Source organism: Reyranella sp. (genome assembly GCF_030651995.1).
Classification (GTDB): domain Bacteria; phylum Pseudomonadota; class Alphaproteobacteria; order Reyranellales; family Reyranellaceae; genus Reyranella.
Genome location: NZ_JAUSBN010000082.1, coordinates 1 through 20,192, shown reverse-complemented (window position 1 = coordinate 20,192; position 20,192 = coordinate 1). Strand labels below are relative to the sequence as shown.

Here is a 20,192-nt window from a genome sequence, read left to right as displayed (position 1 = left end):
CTTTCCGGGTCTCGGCTCAGCGTGGCGCCATGCGGATGGCGCCGTCAACGCGGACGTCTTCGCCATTGAGGTAGCCGCACGTGATCATCGTATGGGCGACCTGTGCATATTCCTCGGGGCGTCCCAGACGCTTGGGGAACGGGACCGAGGCGGCCAGCGCCGCCTTGACGTTGTCCGGCGCACGCGCGAGCAACGGCGTGTCGAAGATGCCGGGCAGGATCGTATTGCAGCGAATTCCCTCATTGGAGAGGTCGCGCGCCACCACGAGCGTGATGCCGACGACGCCGGCTTTCGAGGCCGTATAGGCGACCTGGCCGATCTGGCCGTCCTCGGCCGCGACCGATGCGGTGTTGAGGATCACGCCGCGATCGCCGTCGGCCTGCGGGGCCAGCGTCAGCATGCCCGCCGCCGACTTGGTGATGCAGCGGAATGTGCCGATGAGATTGACGTTGATGATGCGCTCGAAGTTCTCCAGCGGATACTCCTTGGGGGCACCGGTCGTCCTGTCGAGCGATGCGGTCTTCTGCGCACCGCCGCCGACACCGGCGCAGTTCACCAGGATGCGCTCCTGCCCGTTGGCCGCCCGCGCCTTCGCGAACCCGGCCTCGACCTCTTCGGTCGACGTCACGTTGACCTTGCAGAAGACGCCGCCGATTTCCCGGGCGAGCGTCTCGCCCTGTTCCTCGTTGAGGTCGAAGATCGCGACCTTCACGCCGTGCGAGGCAAGCATGCGCGAGGTGGCGGCGCCGAGGCCAGACGCGCCGCCCGTAACGACCGCGGCCACTGTCTTATCGAGTTGCATGAGCGATGATTCCCCCGAGAAATGATGTCCTGAGTGGTTCGCGAGGATTGTTAGAGCATCGCGACCGCGGTTGGCCAGAGGTGTGTATCGGGCCCTCGAGCCGCGGAACCCGGCGTTGAGCGAGACAGCGTCGCGGGGAAGCTGGCCGCAGAGAAGAACGTTCTCTGCGGCAACGCCGGAGGCCATCCACGGAATCACCAGCGCCTGGGCGGCTCCGGGCTATTGATCCAGCCAGACATCTTCGAAGCGCCACCCATTGTAGTTGCTGTTGACCATGATCGTCAGGTCGCGGACCCGTGCCTGCCGGCAGGCAGCCGTGACATTGTGCGAGAAAATCGGCCGCACGATGTCCCGCGCCAGCTTGCGTTCGATCTCCCGCACCACGCTGCGGCGCTTTTCAACGTCGCGCTCGAGCGACTGGGAAGCAATGAGCTTCGTGAGTTCCGGATCGCAGTATCCGTTGAAATTGCGCGGTGAGTTGCAGCCGTAGTTCTCCACGAAATGCTGGTCGGGATCATCCAAAGAACTGCCGGTGGCATTCACGACGAGAAGATAGTTCTTCTGGTAGAGACGATTGAAGTAGACGGCGCTGTCGAGAAGCTCCATTTCGCCGTCGATATAGATGTGGCGCAGCTGATCGATCATGAGAACCGACAAGTCGCGATAGCTGGCGATGTTTCTGGTCGTGACCTTGAGCTTCAGCCGCTTGTCCGGGCCGTATCCCGCCTCGCGCATCAGCGCCCTGCCCTTCTCGCGCGACGCCTCGACGTCCGGCCCATAGCCCGGGAGGTCCGCCAGGGCCTCCGCACCGACGCCCCACACCCCCGCCGGCGGCGGCAACATCGCGCCTCCGATGACGTCCGCCCCGTCACTTATGATGTCGACCAGGGTCTTGCGGTCCAGCGTAAGGGCGAGGGCCGCGCGCGCGCGCTCATCATTGAACGGCGCCGCGTCCCGATTGAAGATCAGATTGTAGGTGACGCCCGTCGGTCGCACGGTGCACTGCGCGGTCGGCGTCTGCTGCATGATGTCCTTGTAGAGCGGCATGGTGACATCGGTCGGGAATGTCATGTCGGACCGGTCGGCGGTAAAGGCGAGCATGCGCGTTGCCCGGTTCGAGATGATGATGAACTCGATACCATCGAGATAGGGTCGCCCGGGCCGCCAGTACTCGTTGTTCTTCTCCAGTTTCACCCGCTCGTTGCTCTTCATCTCCACGAACTTGAAGGGCCCGGTTCCGATCGGGTGTCTCCGCATCTGCGCCGGCGCGACGTGACAGGGATAGATCGCGGACCAGCCGGCCGACAGCAGCGCCAGCAGCGACGGCTGGGGGTGCTTGAGATGGAAGGTCACCTGGAAATCGTTGTCGGATGTGACCTGCTCGACGTTCCCGTACCAGACACCGCGCGGATTGCGGCGGAGCTTGGCTTCACCCTTCTCCATCAGGAGGTCGAAGGTGCAGCGCACGTCGGCCGCAGTGAATGGCTTGCCGTCGTGCCATTTGACTTCACGTCGCAGATCGAAGCGCACCTGCTTTCCGTCTTCGCTGACCTGCCACCCGGTCGCCAGCTCGGGCCGGATGCTGTCGAAGGAGTTGCGCGCCACCGCCTGGTCGTAGATCACGAGGTTGTTGAACACCCCCATGAAGGGAACCACCACCGAGACGGTGATTTCCTCGAGCGGCGATGCGCTGGGGGGCGTATCCATGAGTTGCACCCGGAGCGTGCCTCCCGCCTTTTGCGCGTGGGCGATGCCATGGCCCGCCGCTATTCCCAGCAACGAGGCGAGCCCGAGAAAGAACACTCTCTTCAGATGCGCACGCATGGATGAGAATACGCTTGTCATTGGTAGCTCCCTTTCTCCTGCAAAGATCAAGGAACGATCTTGCCTGCTAGTCGTCATACAATGCCGTCCGAATGGCACCGACCTTCTTGACCGTCGCCCTCAGTGCGTCGGCATATGCCTTGAGGTTTCGATTGAAACGTGACTGCGGCCCGACCAGGTTGATGCCATAAAGATCGCCGAATATTTTGACTGAAAGCGCGATGCCCATGACATCCGGCGAGCTCTCACCAATATTGGTCCAGTAGCCGCGCTTGCGACCTTCTTCCAGGTCGCGCGAATACTGTCCGCGATTGCGAATCGTATCGTCAGTGAGCTTTGGATACTTCAGCTGCGCAAGCACGGCTTCACGCGAAGCATCGTCCATCGCAGCGACGATTGCCTTTCCAATAGAGGAGGCATGAAGCTCACGAACTGTACCGACCGCCATGGTGTAGCGGACGGCCTGCCGTGACTCGATAATCTCCAGATAGACGACAGCCAGCCCCTGAAGCTTGCCGAGGATGACCGTCTCTCCCGTGACATCGCGGAGAGACTCGAGGATTGGGCGGATGTGCGTCGCGATCGGGTCATGAAACCCGATCGATTCGGCGACCTGCCCCAGTCGACCGGTTGGATAAACGGCCCCGCGCGGCCTCAGATAGTAGAGAAATCCTCGATCCACGAGCGTACGCACGAGCGCAAAGCAGGTCGAAGTCGGCAGAGACAGCTCGCGCGCAAGATCCGATACGGTAATCGGTCGTTGTCGGCGCGCAAAACTCTCGAAAATGTCGAGCGTTCGATCGGCGGTTCTGACTGTCATCTTTTCCCTGATCGCTGTTCCCGACCCGGTATTGAGCCAGGGCATCAGAAAATTACGCCGCCGCGACCAGCGAGACAAAGGTCCAGTCGCGACCGAGCCATGTCCGCAGCCGATCCCACAGACAGCCACGACCATCGAAGCTCTGCCACCTCCGCGTTCGACGACTGGCTGCATGTGAAACAGCTTGCGAGACAATCAGGCGACTGTATACATATTTGTGCTAATGTTTTCCGAAATACGGAAGGCGAGAAATTCGAATGGGACCGCTGGCCGGCGTCAGGATCGTAGAGCTCGGAGGGATCGGCCCCACTCCCTTCGCGTCGATGCTGTTCGCAGAGATGGGCGCCGACGTGTTGCGCATCAGCCGTCGCGACAAGGCCGGCAGCAGCATGAATGCCTACGACAAGCGCCATCAATTGCTGAACCGCAGCCGCATGTCTGTTGCAATGGACCTCAAGACACCGAAGGCGGTGGAGCTGGTCAAGAAGCTGGTCGTCAAATCTGATGCACTCATCGAGGGGTTCCGGCCCGGCGTCGCCGAGCGGCTCGGCCTTGGTCCTGAGGAATGCCTGCGTCTCAACCAGAGGCTTGTCTATGGCCGCATCACGGGATGGGGTCAGGATGGCCCGCTGGCGGCTGAACCAGGCCACGACATCAACTACATAGCGTTGACCGGCGCTTTGCACGCGATCGGGAGGAAAGACGGCCCGCCGGTTCCACCTCTCAACCTGGTTGGCGACTTCGGCGGCGGGGCGCTTTACTTGGCCTTCGGCATTGTATGTGCGGTCTACGAAGCAAAGGTGTCCGGAAAGGGTCAGGTCGTGGACGCCGCCATGGTCGACGGTGTCTCCAGCCTCATGACGATGATGTACGGCATGCATGCCGCCGGCGTGTGGACGGATGACCGCGGTTCCAACCGGCTCGACTCGGGGACCCCCTGGTACGATGTCTATGAGACGTCCGACGGCAAATGGATATCCCTGGGCTGCAACGAGCCGCAATTCTACGACGCGCTGCTCGATCGGTTGGGGGCCGATCGGTCGGCGCTGCCGGCAGATCGGCACGATCGCAGAGGGTGGCCGGCCATCCGAACGTACTTCACGCGCAAGTTTCGCGAGAAGACGCGTGACGAATGGTGCTCGATCATGACCGGATGCGAGATCTGCTTCGCACCCGTGCTGACGATGGCTGAAGCGCCTTTGCACCCGCACATGAAAGCCCGCTCGACATTCATCGAACATGACGGCGTCGTACAGCCCGGCCCGGCACCACGCTTCAGTCGCACAAAGCCCGAGATCCGTCGGTCCGCCGGATCCGAAGAACCGCCGACAGAAGATGTCCTTCGCGAATGGGGCCTCACTTCTGCCGACGTGGCCGATCTACGCGCTGGCGGCGCCATCAGCTGATGCCAACAACGGGATAAACAGAGCGTGAGCACCGAGATCAAGGCTTTCGTCAACGACCATATCGGAACCATCATCTTCAATCGCCCCGAGAGCCGGAATGCCTTCACGCTGGAGATGCTGGAGGAGTGTTCGAGGATTCTGGCGGCCTTCCGCGATGATCCGGACGTCAGAGTGATCGTTCTGACGGGTGCCGGCGAGTCGTTCTGCTCCGGCGGCGACGTCAAGAAGATGGGACGCAGCACTTCGGTCATCCAACGCAAGTCGGACCTCTGGAAGCGCATGCAAACCGTCCCGAAGATGCTGGCCACCGTGGACAAGCCGGTGATCGCGATGATCAACGGTGACGCGGTCGGCGGAGGAATGGACATTGCGTTGATGTGCGACATCCGCGTGGCGTCCGAGAAGGCCCGATTCTCACAGGCGTATGTTCGTCTGGGCCTGGTACCTGGCGATGGCGGCGCCTTCTTCCTCGCCAGACTCATCGGACTCGGGCGCGCACTGGAAATACTCCTGACGGCAGACTTCGTCGACGCTCCGCAGGCCGAGCGCATCGGCTTGGTCAATCATTGTGTTCCTCATCACGAGCTCGAGCAGAAGGCCTATGGCATCGCCCGGAAGATCGCCGCCCTGCCTCCTCTCGGCGTGCAGACGTGCAAGCGCCTCACCTATGAAAGCTTTCAGAACGAAATGATCACTGCGCTGGAGCTGGCATCCTCGCAAGCCGCGATCATGGCGACGACCGCCGATCATAGGGAAGCGGTCAGCGCTTTTCGCGAGAAGCGGCAGGGCATCTACAAGGGAGAGTAAGTGATGACCGGACCACTCTCCGGCCTTCGGATTGTCGACCTCACTACGATCATGATGGGGCCCTGGTGTACGCGCATCGTTGCCGACCTTGGGGCGGACGTCATCAAGGTCGAGGCGCCGGAAGGAGATTCCAGTCGCTACGGCGGGAATGCGCGCAACCACGGAATGGGAGGAGGTTTCCAGCACACCGCCAAGCGCAAGAGGTCGCTCGTGCTGGATCTGAAGAAACCTGCAGCACGCGATGTAATCCTTAGACTGACGGCTGAGGCCGACGCCTTCGTCTCGAACATCCGGCCGGCCCCCCTCGACCGGCTGGGGTTGGGCTACGAAGCCGTCCGCAGGTCCAATCCCTCGATTATCTATCTCAGCATGGTTGGTTACGGCACCGGCGGTCGTTACGCAGGGCAGCCGGCCTATGACGACCTGATCCAGGCCGCGTCAGCGATCCCCACCCTGCTGCAGCGCTCGACCGGCGAGCAGCGTTTCATTCCGATGGCTGCGATCGATCGCATCGTCGGCACCGTGGGCGCCAATATGTTGCTCGCCGGCCTGCTGGCGAAGGCACGGACAGGCGTTGGCCAGAAGATCGAAGTGCCGATGTTCGAGACGATGGTGCAGTTCGTCCTCGCGGAGCACATGCAGGGTGCCACCTTCGATCCGCCAACCGGCCCGCCCGGGTATGCACGGACGCTGTCGCGTTCGCGACGGCCCTATGCCACCCAGGACGGATATCTGGCCGTATTGCCATATAATGATGGGCAATGGCGCCGCTTCTTCGAAGCTATCGGCAAGGGCCACTTGTTCACGGAGGATCCGCGTTTTGCCGACATCGTCGCTCGCACGGCGAACATCGATGCGCTCTACGACATGATCGCTGACGAGCTCAAGACCCGCCCGACGTCGAAGTGGCTGGAGCTTCTTCACAAAGCGGACATCCCCTGCATGGTGCCGCACACACTCGAGACATTGATGGAGGATCCACATCTGCACGATCGTGGGTTCTTCGAGATTCGCGAACATCCGTCCGAGGGCCGCATCCGGACTATGCGCGAGCCCAGCAGCTGGTCCGAAACGCCTCCGCCCGAGGATCGATTTGCGCCACGACTGGGACAGCATACTCGCGAGATTCTCGCTGAGGTCGGCTACGTGAACAGTGAAATCGATACCATGATCGCCGAGAAGGCCGCATTTGAGGAGCGTGATCGTTAGCTGGCGTCTCCTCATATCGGCACGTACACCACCCACTGGTTCGTCGATCGTTCGGCGCTTATGCGCGGACCGGACCCGATGCGACTTGGCCGGCACCTAACGTTAACAGCATATCAAGCGTCTGGCGGGCCAGAAAACGGGTGCGGTCGCCATCCTCGCGCCGCAGGCCGCGCATCGGTTCGGTGGCTTCGTCCCACCAGTCCTGCACGGCCAGGAATCCCTGTTGCCACAGCCGGAAGGGAAAGGTCTGCCAGCCGGGATGGGCAAAGCGCTTGTCGCAAGGCTTCGGCGGAAAGGGCGGAAGGCTGCCGGGGCTGGCGGCAAGCGCCATGACCTTCAACAGGTTCTGCCGGGCACCCTCGGCCAGTTCCATCTGACGCGCCGGCGAGCGCGCCAGATGTTGCGCCCAGTCACTCCACGCCTCGATGAAGGCATGGGGCGACACCCCGCCGCTCAGCTTCGCCAAAGCGCCACGCGCCGCACGTTCGAGGTTGTCATGCGGACGTTTCTGCGGCGGGGCTTGCAGGGGGAGCACGGTGGCGAGCAGCTGCACCGGAGGTTGGGCAGCGGCCGGAAGCGGTGTAGGAGGCGGCTTTCGTCTTGGTGGTTGTGTCATGACTTCAACCCCAGTCTGATCTGCTTCTCGATCTCGATCAGCGCGAAGAAGGCCGCCCCGATCCCGACGATCAGCAGGCCGTCGAACACCGGGACCGGCGCGGTTCCCAGCACGGCTTGCAAAGGCGGAAGGTAAGTGACGGCGAACTGGGCGGCCGTGATGATGATGACTACGGTCCAGACCACGCGGGTCCCGCGCGCGGCGGCCCATGTCAGTGAGGTGCTGTGGATATTGCGTATGAAGAAGAGGTGGAAGATCTCCAGCACGACCAACGTGTTCATCGCCATGGACTGCGCAAGCGGCAGGGAATAGCCCTTGTCGATGGCATAGGTGAAGATGCCGAAGACTGCCGCCAGGAACAGGGTCGCGACCAGGATCACATGCCAGATCAGTTCGCCCGACAGGATCGGCGCTTGGCGGGCGCGCGGAGGGCGGGCCATGGTGCCGGTCTCGGTCGGCTCGAAGGCAAGCGCGAGGCCCAGCGTGATCCCGGTGATCAGATTGATCCATAGGATCTGCACGGCCGTGATCGGCAAGGCGAGGCCCAGAAGCAGGGCCAGCACGATGACCATCGACTCGCCCGCATTGGTGGGCAGGGTCCAGCTGATCACCTTCTTCAGGTTGTCATAGACCGTCCGCCCCTCGCGCACCGCCGCGGCGATGGATGCAAAATTGTCGTCGGCCAGCACCAGGTCGGCGGCCTCCTTCGCGGCCTCCGATCCTTTCAGGCCCATGGCGATGCCCGCATCGGCTCGCTTCAGGGCGGGCGCATCGTTCACCCCGTCGCCGGTCATCGCGACCGACAGGCCGTTCGCCTGCAAGGCGGTCACTAGCCGCAGCTTGTGTTCGGGGCTGGTGCGGGCAAAGACGCTGGTGCCCACGACCTCCAGCGCCAGTTGCGCATCGTCCAGCTTGTCGAGGTCGTGGCCGGTCAGCACACGGTCCGGGTTTTCCAGCCCGATCTGGCGCGCGATGGCGGCGGCGGTGCCGGCATGATCGCCGGTGATCATCTTGACGCGGATCCCCGCCGCCCGGCATTCGGCAACAGCGGCAATCGCCTCGGGGCGGGGCGGGTCGATAAGACCGACAAGACCAAGGAAAGTCAGCCCGCCCTCCAGTGCCTGCTGGTCGATCCTGTCGCCCGGTTCTGTCCGCTCCGCGAAGGCCAGCACCCGCAAGCCCCGCTTCGCCAGCGCCTCGGCCCGGTCGTGCCAGTGGGCGGGGTCGAGTCCTGCGCACATCCCCAGCACCCGCTCGGGCGCGCCCTTCACGTGGATCAGACGCCCGGACGCGCCCTCGGTCAGCACGGCCATGAAGCGGTGGCGGCTGTCGAAGGGGATGGCATCCAGCCGCCGCGCGGTCTGATCGCCACCCGCCTTACCCGCAAAGGCCAGGAGCGCGCCTTCCATCGGATCGCCCTCGACCGTCCAAGTCCTGTCTTTGCGATGCAGACGTGCGTCGTTGCATAGGGCCGCCGCAAGCGCCAGTCGCCCCAGATCACCGGCAGGCGTGATCGCCCCTTCGGCGGCATAGCCTTCGCCCGCGACGGTGAAAGCGCCTTCGGCTGTCTCCGCGGCGGCCACCACCATCTCGTTGCGGGTCAGGGTTCCTGTCTTGTCGGTGCAGATGACCGAGACCGAGCCGATGGCCTCGATCGCCGGCAGGCGGCGAACGATGGCATTGCGCCGCGCCATGGCCTGTACGCCGATCGCCAGCGTGATAGTCATCACCGCCGGCAGGCCCTCGGGGATCGCGGCAACAGCCACGCTGACGATCACCATGAACAACTCGGCAAAGGGCATGTGGCCGACAAAGTAGCCATAGGCCAGAAGGAGCGCGGCGCAGAGCAGGATCAGGAACGACAGCCAGCGCGCGAAATGATCGATCTGCGCGACAAGGGGCGTGGTCAACTGCTCGACCTCTGCCAGGAGCCCGCCAATACGACCGATTTCGGTGTCTGCACCCGTGGCCACAACCAGCGCCCGTGCCGTGCCCTGCGTGACCAGCGTGCCCGACCACAGCATTGAGCGGCGGTCACCGAGTGCCGCATCTGCCGCGACCGGTTCCGGCCCCTTCTCGACCGGCACCGACTCCCCCGTCAGGATTGCCTCTTGCGCCGCGAGCCCGCGCGCCTCCAGGACGCGCAGGTCGGCAGGCACCTTGTCACCTGCCTCCAGCAGGACGATGTCGCCCGGTACAATGTCAGCCCCGTCCAGCGTCTCGCGGTGCCCGTCGCGCAGCACCGCAGCGCGAGGCGCCAGCATGTTGCGAATTGCAGCCATTGCGGCCTCGGCCTTGCCCTCCTGCACAAAACCGATCACCGCATTCGCCAGAACCACGGCCAGGATCACCCCGGTATCGACCCAGTGCTGCAAGGTCCCGGTCACCACTGCCGCACCCAGCAGCACATAGATCAGCACGTTGTGGAACTGCATCAGGAACCGCAGCACCGGCCCACGCCCCCGCACCTCGGGCAAGCGGTTCGGGCCATGCTTGGCAAGGCGCTGCACCGCTTCGGGCGTGGACAGGCCTTCAGGCGCAGCTTCCAGCGCCGCAAGGCAATCGGCGGCGGGGGTCGCGTGGGCGTTGGTTAAAGGCATATCATCGCGCCGTGTAGCCGCCGTCGATGACGATTTCCGCCCCGGTCACGAATTTCGCCTCGTCCGAGGCCAGCCAGACAACCGCCCACGCGACGTCGTCAGGTTCGCCCATGGTGCCGATCGGGTGGGCCGCCCCAGCCGCGGCCTTTGCCGCCTCCAGATCGGGGGCGGTGGAGCGCAGATGGTTTTCCACCATCGGCGTCCAGATATAGGCCGGGTGGATCGAGTTCACCCGGATCTTCTCGGGCGCATAAGTAATGGCGTCGTTCTTCGACATCAGCCGCACCGCGCCTTTCGAGGCATGGTAGGGCGCGATGCCGCCAATCCCGATCAGCCCTGCGATAGAGGATAGGTTGATGATTGACCCTGACTCCGCCAATCGCAGGTGCGGCATGGCGTGCTTGGTGCCGAAGAACACGCCCTTGACGTTCACCGCCTGGACCCGGTCCCACTCCGCCTCGGTCACCTGATCGGTAGGCTTGGGGCTGCCGGAGATGCCTGCGTTGTTGACGATCACGTGCAGCCCGCCGAACCGAGCGGCGGCCGCGTCGATGGCAGCCTTGACCGCCGACTCGTCTGTGACATCCACAGGCCAGAAGCCGACTTCGTGTCCCTCGGCCGTCAGCGCGTCGGCCAGTGCCTTTCCCTCTGTCTCCAGCACGTCGAAGATCGCGACCTTCGCACCTTCTTCCGCCATGCGCCGCACACAGGCGCGGCCGATTCCGACGGCTCCCCCGGTCACGATTGCCGACTTGCCGGAAAGTCTCTTCATGGCATGTGTCCTTTCGTTTCCAAATGGTTGCATATCATCATCCCGCTTCGCGACCCTCGGCCGCAATTTCGGGGAATGCGGTGCGCTCTTCTCCGGCGGCGCCGCACAAGAGTTCCACCGCACGGTCAGCGGCGTCCTGGAATGGCTCCAGCACCAGATCGACTCCTGCGCCGAACAGTATCTGTGTGTCGCCCGCACTGTGTGAGGCAGCTGCCATCCGTCCCGAGAAACCGGCAGAGCGGGCCAGCTGGATCAGGGTCCGACGGGTGTCTTCGTGACTTAGGCCTGTCGGGTGCGTCGGTACGGTCGACACCATCCACTCCGCCCCCCGGAACGGCAGTTCCGCGACAAACTCCGGGTCGCTGGCATCGCCGAAATCGGCCTCAAGGCCAAGGTCGCGCCACCGCCGCACCGCCTGCGGGTTGAAGTCGACGCCCAGCACCCGGATGCCCCGCTTCTTCAGGCGCAGCCCGATGGCGGTGCCGAACCGACCCAGTCCGAAGATGATTACCCGGTAACTGCTGGCGTTGTGCGCACCGGCCTCGATGGGCTCTCGCGGAGTTCCCCTGCGTTCAAAGATGCCAAGCAAGGGTTCGAACACCGCATAAAGTTGGTGCGAATAGGTGATCATGTAGGTCGAGGCCGCGATGGTTACGAGGCCCACCATGGTGACAAGGCCGAGTGCGTCCTCGGTCACATGGCCAAGTGAAACGCCCATGGCAACGAAGATCAGCGAAAATTCGCTGATCTGCGCCACGGTCAGCCCGGCCAGAAAGCCCGTGCGCTTGCGGTAGCCCATGGCCCCCATGATCGCGAGCACGATCAGCGGGTTGCCGATCAGGACAAAGAGCGAGAAGACGATGGCCCCGGTCGCATGCGCGCCCAGAAGCGACAGGTCGAGCGTTGCGCCAAGTGCGATAAAGAAGAACAGAAGCAGGAAGTCGCGCAAGGGTGCCAGCCGGGCGGCAATCGTCTCGCGGTAGGGGGTTGAGGCCAGCGCAACACCCGCCATCAGGCCGCCCACTTCCTTGCCCAGGCCGACGACATCTCCGATCGCGGCAAACATCGCGGCCAGGGCGATGGCGAAAATCACCAGAAGCTCAGGCGCGCGGGCAAGGCGCTCTGTCAGGGGATCGGCGGCATAGCGCACGAAAAGGACCACCGCCGCCACAAGTGCCAGCCCCGATGCCAGAACCATGACGACGGAGCCGCCTTCTGCCCCACCGTGACCCGGTGCACCAATGCCGATGGCCGACAGGACGATCATCGCCAGCACCACGACAAGATCCTGAACGATCAGGAATCCCAGCGCGATCTGACCGTGCAGGGCGTCGATCTCGCGTTTGTCGGACAGAAGCTTGACGATGATGATGGTCGAGGAAAACGTCAGGGCCACCGCGACATAAAGGCTGGTGACATGCCCGAGCCCCAGGCCAAGGCCGATCAGATAGCCGAAGAACGCGGTGAAGATGACCTGCCCGAGCCCAGTCATCACAGACACCACACCCAGTGACCGGATCAGCTTCACGTCCAGCTTGATGCCGACCAGAAACAGCAGCACCGCAATGCCAAGCTCGGACAGAAGGTCGATCTGCGCATCCGAACGCACGACATCCAGCGCCGAAGGCCCCGCGATCAACCCGACGGCGATGAAGCTGACGATCAGCGGCTGTCGCGCCAGCGTGCCGACGAGGCCGATAGCGGCAGCCATGACCAAGAGCAGGGAAACTTCGGCAAAAGAGGTCAGGATCGGCACTGTGCCTCTCCTCCTTGTCCATCGCCATTCGGGCCTGTCCAATGCTTCTTTGGTGCGGTCTGGTGGACCATCAGGAATTCGGCCAGGTCGGCGTCAGCGATGCGCCATCCCTTGCCGATGTCGATCGCCCGCAACTCGCCCACCTTGATCCAGTGGCGCACGGTCGCTTCGGCAACCTTCAGGCGCTCCGCGAGTTCCTTGACGGTCTGATACTGATCCTTCGGCATGGCATTCTGCCTGTTGTGAGGGGATGGTGAAGAATAGCGAAGGATTGTCTCGTTTGATTGACTTGCATCAATCAGCGATGCGATTTGACCTGTTTCCATTGACCTCATCTCGGGGACAGGAGGACACACCGTGCAGCGGACCATGTTGGCCACGGATTTTTCCGAACGGTCGGACCGTGCGCTGCGCCGTGCGGTGATCCTGACCCGCCAGCAAGGAGCCGCCCTCGAAATCGTGCACGTCGTCGACGATGACCGGCCACGCCGGCTCGTCGATCACGAGGTGAACGACGCCCGTCAACTGCTGGCAGAACTCGGCCGGAGTCTGAAAGATCTGGACGGTATCGCCTGCGCCACCGGGGTCCTGCTAGACGACCCCTTCGCCGGAATCGTCAAGACGGCTGCCAAGGCGTCTCCCGACCTCCTTGTCATCGGGCCGCATCGGCGCCAGATCCTGCGCGATGACTTTGTTGGAACGACAGCAGAACGCACGATCTGAGCGGTTCGTTGTCCTGTACTGATGGTGAATGGTCCACCCGTAGGCCCGTGGCGTCATGTTCTCATGACGACGGACCTGTCTGAACATGCAGGCAACGCGCTGAGACGCTGTCTTGCGGCCGGGCTTCCGGGCGATGCGGCGCGCTCGCTGCTCTACGTCTTCGATGCGCCCGCGTTGCGCCTTGCGATGTCCGGCAGCATGGGCAAGGAGGAACAGCGCGACTACCTTGAGGACCTCTGCCGCGAATCGGGGCTGGAATTGGCACAGTTCATCGGACGTGCCGGACTCGGACAGATCAGGCGGATCGTTCAGCCTGAAGAGGCGACGGTCGTCGGCGAACTCCAGAAAACTGCCGACAGGGTGAAGGCGGACCTGATAGTCGTCTCGACATAGGGCAAGGGGGCGGTCTCCCGCATGGTGCTGGGCAGCGTGGCGCTACAAGTGCTGAAGGACGCCCAACATGACGTCCTCGTCATGCCCATCGAGCTTACCTGATCATCGACAAGCACGGTTGGACGCCGTGCGCATCCGGCAACTGAAGACGTGCCCCGTCAATCGCCGGAAACTGACAAAGACATTCCGCCATTACCCTCCCGCCAACTGGACTCCGGCGTTATCAGCATCGAACGCGTCATAGTGCTATGGCGAAAGCGTAGTGCTCATCACTGTCGGTCGCGGCCTGCCATTGTTTCATCGATGTTTCACACTATTTGGCAAGGCTGTGTCTTGCTCTAGCGGCAATGCTGTGGGCTGTGCGGAGCCTCGCCCGGCAAATCTCGCTATGCATGCGCAGGTTGAACCAAGGTCAGGTGCGCCGCCACCGATACTCTCTAGAGAGGAGACAGCCATGATACCCCTTCCTCGACGCAATCTCATCGCCATGGGAACGGCCGCCCTTGCCGCCGTCACGGCCGCGCCCCGGCTCGCCACGGCGGCGCACCCTTTCACGCAGCCGCCCCTGCCCTTCGCCGAAAGCGCCCTGGCGCCCGTCATCTCCGCGCAAACCGTGCAGTTCCACTACGGCAAGCACCACGCGGCCTACTACGCCAATCTCAATCGAATGACCGAGAACACGCCTTATGCGGCGATGTCGCTCGAGGAAATCGTCGTCAAGAGCGCGGCCGACCCGCGCGACAAGGGATTGTTCAACCAGGCCGGCCAGTGCTGGAACCACGATTTCTACTGGAAAGTCCTGACGCCGGGCGGCAGCCGCCAGCCGACCGGCAAGCTCCGCACCGCCATCGAGCGCGACTTCGGCGGCTTCGACAAGTTCAGCCAGGCCTTCGCTGCACGGGCGAATGCAGTATTCGGAAGCGGCTGGGCCTGGTTGGTCGAGGACGGCGGAAAGCTCGCCCTGATGGAGACGTCGAACGCCGACACGCCGCTCGCACACGGCAAGCGTCCCCTGGCAACGATCGACGTGTGGGAGCACGCCTACTATCTGGATTACCAGAACCGTCGCGCCGATCACGTCGATGCCCTGCTCAAGACTCTCGTCAACTGGGACTTCGTGCGCGATCAGATGACGACGCAATAGTCGAGGTTCTGCGCGTCCATACTCCCGTAGTCCAACGCGGGGCCGGTCAATGGGCGCACGACTTCCCCGATCGAGCTATCGCCATCCGGTCTAGGAATACGATGTCTTGATCAGGGTCGCGAAGTCGACACCGGCGATGTTGACACCGATCGCGCCGAGCGCGGCAAGGTTGGCCCGGCCGCGCGGCGTGAACAGCCGCGCGCCGAGAGCATCGAAGACGCGTCCCGCCACGACGAGGACCGAGGCGGCAATCCGGCTCCCGACGAAGCGAACGATGCCGACGGGATGCACCAACCAGCCTCTCCTTCAATGATGGGACGTCGCCGCACCTGCGGTCTCGATCTTGAAGTCGACGTCGATGCTTCCGGCCTTCTCGAACACGAGCGTTACGGGGACCTTGGCGCCCTGGGTCAAAGGCGCCCTGAGTTCCATGAACATGATGTGGAAGCCGCCGGGCTTAAGCGTCACCGTCGCACCGGCGGGGATTTCGATCCCCTTCTCGACCTCGCGCATGCGCATGACGTTGCCGTCCATCTTCATCTCGTGAACCTCGACCTTCATCGAGGCCGGGCTGCGGGCAGCGATCAGCCGGTCCGGCGTGGTGCCGTTGTTGACGATCGTGAGAAAGCCGCCGCCCGCTCTTGCGGTCGGAGCGGTCGCCCGCGTCCACGGATGATCGATCTTCAGGGCGCCGAGCTTGTAGTCGTGCGCGAAGGTGGGTGGTGCAAACGCCAGGGCGGACAGCACCGCCAGAACGTATCGCCGCTTACTCATATCGAAGTCCTTTCTTGGTGAAGAGCAAAGGGTGTCGTCGCGACCTCCGGTCATCGCGCCGCGCAAGATCATTCGGAGTCGGCCTTCGCCTGCCGGTTCTCACGCACTCACCGGCGCCGGCGTCACACAGGGCCGGAAGGAAACGGGTGCCCGCAGGGGCGGAAGGCGGAACGACCGATGGCGCGAGCGCTGGCAAAAGCGCCAGCGGCGCGTACTGCACGATGAAGGTCAGTCGTTCGGCAGCGGAGGCGCGCGAGGTTGCTGCAGGCCGTCGCGCATGGCGCCGGGCGTCGGATGACGATGGTGAGCCGGCACCGCATCCGAGGTCGGAACCGGATCGACGAAGAGGGCCGCGACCGACGGACCCAGTAGCACTGGCGAATGGGCCAGGCCCAAACAGCAATCGTGAATCTTGGCTGCCGACGAACCGGAACTGTCCGACTCACCGTCCGCGCTGGACTGACAGATCGCGCCCCAAAGTCCAGCCGCCGCCTCAGGCCCCCCGGCGCGCAGCATCACCGAGTGCGCCAGCGGCTGCAGGATCGCCAGGGTGAGGGCAAACAGCGCCACCATCAGCGCAAGCGAGCGCAGTTGCGACGGAGGTTGCTGGGCTGGCATTGTCGGAAGTATGGCCGCCACGTCCGGGAATCACAAAGAAGGATTTGGACTACGATATCACATGGGCACCCTGGCCCACTTTCCGAAGACACAGAGCGTGACTTCGGACCGCCCTGCATCCCGCCGCAAAGGTGCTGTCTCGTTCTCCCGCGGGGTTCTTCAAAGCTGATGGCGTGACGACCAGACTGGCGCCGGTCTCGACCGGCGGTCGCAGCCACCACAAAGGAGGCCCCGGGCTTCTCCGGTGCCGGCATTCTCCCGAGGCATCGGGGCATTCTCTGGACTGCCCAAGATGGAAGTGTCAGTTTCCCGCCATGTCCCTGAAGCGAGCGGCGCGTGACGCTGTATATAGATTCGTCATCGACCCCATCCTGTGGCTCAGCCCGCGGGTCAGCACCTCCCACCTGCGCGCCGACAGCGTCTACAAGATCATTTCCGACCGCGCCGCCCAGCGCGCCGCCGACTATGTCGAGAAGCACCTCGACGTCGCGCTGATGTTCTCGGCGCGCGAGCTGTTGTGGGATTTCGCGATCTCGAAGGCGCCGCGCGACGGGCTCTACCTCGAGTTCGGCGTCATGACGGCCGCCTCGACCAACCATTTCGCCCGCCGTGTGGCCCGCGGCAACATCAAGATCTACGGCTTCGACAGCTTCGAGGGGCTGAAGGAGGACTGGCCGGGCACCGAGGCGCCGGCCGGCGCCTACCAGGTCAGCAAACCGACCGAGCTCGAACCCAATGTCGAACTGGTCGTCGGCTGGTTCGATGCCACCCTCCCCGGCTTCCTCGCGAGCCACAAGGGCCCGTGCTCGTTCCTGCACATCGATTGCGACACCTATCCCTCCACCAGGCTGGTCCTCGACCTGCTGGCCGACCGCATCGCCGCCGGCACCGTCATCGTTTTCGACGACTACATCGCCTTCCCCAACTGGGAGAACGGCGAGTTCAAGGCGTTCAGGGAATTCGTCGAGGCGCGCGGCTACAAGTACAGGTATCTGGCCTTCGCCAACCAGCAGTCGGCCGTGCAGATCCTCTAGCGCGCCTCAGCGCATCTTCACGTAGATCGACTTGGCGAGCTTGTAGAGCCGGGAGTCCTGCGCGGCAAAGCGCATGACGAAGTCGCGCGACTTGTCCTCGAGCGCGCTCACGATGTAGTCGAAGCCTGCCCGGCGGCGGTATTCGGCCAGATAGGCCCGCAGCTCGGCATCGGTCTCGGCCAGACCGTTGTCGCCGTATTTCGCCACGTAATAGTTGAAGCCGCCCTCCTGCAGCGAACGCACGCCGCCATGCAGGGTCGTCTTCACGTAGTTGCCGATCAGAAGGTCATCGAAGATGCGGTAGTCGATGCAGGTCATCAGGCTGCCGCGCGGCACGGCGAAGCTGATGCCGCGCTCCCGGGGCCCCCGCATCCTGATCGCATGATCCCGCCCGCCCACGCGGAAATTGACGAATCCGAAATAGTCCTGCACCGGATCCTTGCGCGCGAAATAGGCCTCGATCTTCTTCACGTCCGCGGCCTCCAGCGCATCGGACCAGTTGTCGCCGAACTCCTCCGGCGCCTTGGGAACGACGGTGATCGCCTCCGGAGCATGGGTCGTCCACGAGCCGTCCCGGCAATCGACCGTCGAGAAGGCGGGGATGAATCCCACGTCCGGCGACAGGCCCTTCTCGAAGGCATCCATCGGCGTCGTGTAGGCCTCGGCCCACATCGAATCCGTACGCTGATACTGGTGGAAAGCCGAGAAGGGGATCACCGTCCTGGCGCCGGCAGCCTTGGCGAGATTGGTGAGCTGCCCCCCGACCGACGGCTTGCGCGCGGCGCGCGGCGTCAGGAAATGCCCCTGCTCGTCGAAGAAGTTGATCATGTCGGCGTCGCCGTAACCCGACAGGGCGAGCAGGTAGGAGCGTTCGTAGTGCGAGGCGATGCTGCGGATGTAGCGCGTGCAGTCGCGCGTCCCGGCATCGTTGGTGTTGATGAAGAGACTGCCGCACGAGTCGATCAACAGGATCGAATCCTGGATGCGGGTGGTGATGCACTGGACCTTCACCTTGTCCGTGAGCTGAACCCACTTGCGATCGGGCAGCACGGTGAGATCGTAGCCGCCAGGCTGCAGGTCCTTCAGGATGCGCCCGTTCACGTGATCGGGCAGCAGGATCTTCTGACCCTTGAAGCGTTCGATCGTCACCGGATTCAGGTGATCCGGATGGCCGTGCGAAAACCAGATGTACTCGCACTTCAGGATGTCGTCCTTGAGCGCCCTGGGAATACGATGGCTGAGCACCCAGCTGCCGAAATAGGCGGGATCCTCGTCGCCGAACCACGGATCGGCGGCGAGCAGCGGCTTGCCGTCATAGACGATCAGGGTTGCGTTGCCAGTGGTCGTTACCTGGTTCATGACGACGTTTGATACCGTGGATGACAGTACCCGGCAAACGACGCGCATCGGGTGAAGATCGCGCGCGCCCGGACTGCCGCAGTATTGGCTGGATTTTTCATCATTTTCGATGCAATTTGTTTTCTTCGGAGCTTCCGGCGCGTGTCGCCCGTCGAAGGGGAGCCACGATGGAGCGCATGCGCAGCCATTGGGAAGTAATTGGATGACGAAGGCTGAAACGACGCCAGGCCGGCACCGGAGGCGATCACCCGGGTTGATCGCGCGCCGCAGACGACACGGGCGCTGGAGAAAGCCGGCGCCCGCTTTCGCGCTTTGCCTCCCGGCGGAAGCACGCCTCAAGCAGGTCGACGCCCTCTCCTCCTGATTTTTCCCTCCAGCCGCGGACCCGCCGGCCATGCCCCTGCACTGGACGATCGACTCGAGACTAAAGCTTTTCGCCGCAAAGGCCGAAGGCCATGTCACACTGGACGACGTGAACCGCATGCTCGACGCAATTGTCGGCGCGGAGGCCGTGGGCTACCGGAAGTTGTTCGATGGGAGCCAGGGCGACCCGCGGATGAGCCCGGCCGAACTTCTCCGCCTGGGCGTGCGCATGCGAGCGATCCACGCCACCGGAACCATGGGCCCGCTTGCCGTCGTGTTGCCGGCCAACAAATACTACCTGGTCGCGCGCTTACTCGGCATGATTGCGGCGGCCAAGCGGCCCATGCGCGTGTTCACGGAGCCGGACAAGGCGCGGCAATGGCTGGAGACGCGGTCCATTCGCGCCAAGGTGCCGGGCCTGCTCGCGAGCGAGCCGTCGAAAGATCTCCCTCGTTCGACCGGGAACGGGACCACCCCATCACAAGGCGGATGACGTAGCGGCCAAGCGAGCGGTCTGTTTACGCGAGCGACCCGGTCCGGCACTCTTCCCGCAGGAATAAACAGCCAGGGAAGCGTCGTTTGAGTCCGGTTTTTCTCCACGACTTCTTCTACGAGTTCGTCACCCTGTTCGTGATCCTGGATCCGTTCGCCACCGTGCCCATCTTCCTCATGGTCACGGCCGGCCTCGACCGGCGGAAGTCGCTGCTGGTCGCGGCCTACGCTTTGGGCGTCGCGTTCCTGATCCTGCTGTTCTTCATCGTGCTGGGGCGCACGCTCCTGTCGGCGCTCCATATACCCATGTCCTCGTTCCAGCTTGCGGGATCGCTCATCCTCCTGCTCTTCGGGCTCAAGATGGCGCTCGGCAAGGTGTCCGAGGAGGCCATGGACGTCCCTGCCGATGCGACGCCGCTCCAGCGGGCGATCTTTCCTCTGGCCATTCCCGGCATCGCCGGCGCCGGCGCGATCCTCACCGTCGTGCTGCTGACCGACAACAACGTGCGCTCGATCGGTGAACAGGTGTTAACGACGGGGATCCTGGCGCTCTGCCTCTGCCTGCTCTTCGCCGTCTACGCCCTCGCGGGCACCTTGTTCCGCCTGCTCGGAAAGGCAGGCATCGAGATCGTGACCCGCGTGTTCGGCCTCATCCTGTGCAGCATCGCCGTCACCGGCCT

21 protein-coding genes are annotated in these 20,192 nt (G+C 63.6%); 9 read left to right on the top strand and 12 right to left on the bottom strand.

Annotated elements, in window-relative coordinates; translation table 11 throughout:
• Positions 1-16 precede the first annotated feature (16 nt).
• The 3 genes from Q7V45_RS25145 to Q7V45_RS25135 all read right to left on the bottom strand — a co-directional run bounded on the left by Q7V45_RS25145 (position 17) and on the right by Q7V45_RS25135 (position 3,581).
• A complete protein-coding gene (locus Q7V45_RS25145; protein ID WP_304857092.1) occupies positions 17-802 on the bottom strand; it encodes an SDR family NAD(P)-dependent oxidoreductase in 786 nt (261 codons plus the stop codon).
• Positions 803-1,021: 219 nt separating this feature from the next.
• On the bottom strand, positions 1,022-2,725 hold the full coding sequence (locus Q7V45_RS25140) for an ABC transporter substrate-binding protein (protein ID WP_304857091.1): 1,704 nt from the start codon (positions 2,723-2,725) through the stop codon (positions 1,022-1,024).
• Positions 2,694-3,581 carry an IclR family transcriptional regulator gene (locus Q7V45_RS25135; RefSeq protein WP_304857090.1) on the bottom strand — a complete coding sequence of 296 codons (888 nt, stop codon included), beginning with the start codon at positions 3,579-3,581 and terminating at the stop codon, positions 2,694-2,696. The genes Q7V45_RS25140 and Q7V45_RS25135 overlap by 32 nt, the downstream gene beginning before the upstream one ends.
• A gap of 122 nt (positions 3,582-3,703) precedes the next feature.
• On the opposite strand from Q7V45_RS25135, the gene Q7V45_RS25130 reads away from it, so the two are divergent.
• Genes Q7V45_RS25130 through Q7V45_RS25120 form a run of 3 tightly spaced genes read left to right on the top strand, consistent with a single transcriptional unit; the run spans position 3,704 to position 6,868 of the window.
• Entirely contained in the window at positions 3,704-4,852 is a 1,149-nt protein-coding gene (locus tag Q7V45_RS25130; protein ID WP_304857089.1) for a CaiB/BaiF CoA-transferase family protein, read from the top strand.
• Positions 4,853-4,876: 24 nt separating this feature from the next.
• Entirely contained in the window at positions 4,877-5,659 is a 783-nt protein-coding gene (locus Q7V45_RS25125; RefSeq protein WP_304857088.1) for an enoyl-CoA hydratase/isomerase family protein, read from the top strand.
• Positions 5,660-5,662: 3 nt separating this feature from the next.
• Positions 5,663-6,868, top strand: a complete 1,206-nt coding sequence (locus tag Q7V45_RS25120) for a CaiB/BaiF CoA-transferase family protein (RefSeq protein ID WP_304857087.1) — start codon at positions 5,663-5,665, stop codon at positions 6,866-6,868.
• A gap of 58 nt (positions 6,869-6,926) precedes the next feature.
• Here Q7V45_RS25120 and Q7V45_RS25115 read toward each other — a convergent pair whose 3' ends face one another.
• Genes Q7V45_RS25115 through Q7V45_RS25095 form a run of 5 tightly spaced genes read right to left on the bottom strand, consistent with a single transcriptional unit; the run spans position 6,927 to position 12,839 of the window.
• Entirely contained in the window at positions 6,927-7,421 is a 495-nt protein-coding gene (locus Q7V45_RS25115; protein WP_304857086.1) for a poly-beta-hydroxybutyrate polymerase N-terminal domain-containing protein, read from the bottom strand.
• 59 nt (positions 7,422-7,480) lie between these two features.
• Positions 7,481-10,084, bottom strand: a complete 2,604-nt coding sequence (locus Q7V45_RS25110) for a cation-transporting P-type ATPase (protein ID WP_304857085.1) — start codon at positions 10,082-10,084, stop codon at positions 7,481-7,483.
• Position 10,085: 1 nt separating this feature from the next.
• Entirely contained in the window at positions 10,086-10,856 is a 771-nt protein-coding gene (locus Q7V45_RS25105) for an SDR family NAD(P)-dependent oxidoreductase (protein ID WP_304857084.1), read from the bottom strand.
• Positions 10,857-10,893: 37 nt separating this feature from the next.
• Entirely contained in the window at positions 10,894-12,612 is a 1,719-nt protein-coding gene (locus tag Q7V45_RS25100) for a cation:proton antiporter (RefSeq protein ID WP_304857083.1), read from the bottom strand.
• Complete coding sequence (locus Q7V45_RS25095) at positions 12,600-12,839, bottom strand: helix-turn-helix domain-containing protein (RefSeq protein ID WP_304857082.1); 240 nt, start codon at positions 12,837-12,839, stop codon at positions 12,600-12,602. The genes Q7V45_RS25100 and Q7V45_RS25095 overlap by 13 nt, the downstream gene beginning before the upstream one ends.
• Positions 12,840-12,969: 130 nt before the next feature.
• Here Q7V45_RS25095 and Q7V45_RS25090 point away from each other — a divergent pair, with 130 nt between their 5' ends.
• The 3 genes from Q7V45_RS25090 to Q7V45_RS25080 all read left to right on the top strand — a co-directional run bounded on the left by Q7V45_RS25090 (position 12,970) and on the right by Q7V45_RS25080 (position 14,872).
• Positions 12,970-13,335 carry a universal stress protein gene (locus Q7V45_RS25090; RefSeq protein WP_304857081.1) on the top strand — a complete coding sequence of 122 codons (366 nt, stop codon included), beginning with the start codon at positions 12,970-12,972 and terminating at the stop codon, positions 13,333-13,335.
• 21 nt (positions 13,336-13,356) lie between these two features.
• A complete protein-coding gene (locus tag Q7V45_RS25085) occupies positions 13,357-13,728 on the top strand; it encodes a universal stress protein (protein ID WP_304857080.1) in 372 nt (123 codons plus the stop codon).
• A gap of 454 nt (positions 13,729-14,182) precedes the next feature.
• Entirely contained in the window at positions 14,183-14,872 is a 690-nt protein-coding gene (locus Q7V45_RS25080) for a superoxide dismutase (RefSeq protein WP_304857079.1), read from the top strand.
• 90 nt (positions 14,873-14,962) lie between these two features.
• Here the strand turns inward: Q7V45_RS25080 and Q7V45_RS25075 are convergent, their stop codons facing one another.
• The 3 genes from Q7V45_RS25075 to Q7V45_RS25065 form a co-directional block, all read right to left on the bottom strand.
• The gene (locus Q7V45_RS25075; RefSeq protein WP_304857078.1) at positions 14,963-15,166 is read right to left on the bottom strand and encodes a hypothetical protein; all 204 of its coding nucleotides are present in this window, start codon (positions 15,164-15,166) and stop codon (positions 14,963-14,965) included.
• Positions 15,167-15,178: 12 nt separating this feature from the next.
• On the bottom strand, positions 15,179-15,646 hold the full coding sequence (locus Q7V45_RS25070) for a copper chaperone PCu(A)C (protein WP_304857077.1): 468 nt from the start codon (positions 15,644-15,646) through the stop codon (positions 15,179-15,181).
• 228 nt (positions 15,647-15,874) lie between these two features.
• Positions 15,875-16,285 (bottom strand): DUF2946 family protein, encoded by a 411-nt coding sequence (locus tag Q7V45_RS25065; protein ID WP_304857076.1) that lies wholly within the window; start codon positions 16,283-16,285, stop codon positions 15,875-15,877.
• A gap of 293 nt (positions 16,286-16,578) precedes the next feature.
• On the opposite strand from Q7V45_RS25065, the gene Q7V45_RS25060 reads away from it, so the two are divergent.
• A complete protein-coding gene (locus Q7V45_RS25060; protein ID WP_304857075.1) occupies positions 16,579-17,298 on the top strand; it encodes a class I SAM-dependent methyltransferase in 720 nt (239 codons plus the stop codon).
• Between the two features lie 6 nt (positions 17,299-17,304).
• Here the strand turns inward: Q7V45_RS25060 and Q7V45_RS25055 are convergent, their stop codons facing one another.
• On the bottom strand, positions 17,305-18,657 hold the full coding sequence (locus Q7V45_RS25055) for an MBL fold metallo-hydrolase (RefSeq protein ID WP_304857074.1): 1,353 nt from the start codon (positions 18,655-18,657) through the stop codon (positions 17,305-17,307).
• A gap of 394 nt (positions 18,658-19,051) precedes the next feature.
• Here Q7V45_RS25055 and Q7V45_RS25050 point away from each other — a divergent pair, with 394 nt between their 5' ends.
• Complete coding sequence (locus Q7V45_RS25050) at positions 19,052-19,513, top strand: hypothetical protein (protein ID WP_304857073.1); 462 nt, start codon at positions 19,052-19,054, stop codon at positions 19,511-19,513.
• An 86-nt stretch (positions 19,514-19,599) separates the two neighbouring features.
• Positions 19,600-20,192 (top strand): MarC family protein (locus Q7V45_RS25045; protein ID WP_304857072.1); only part of this gene is annotated, 593 nt, incomplete at its 3' end.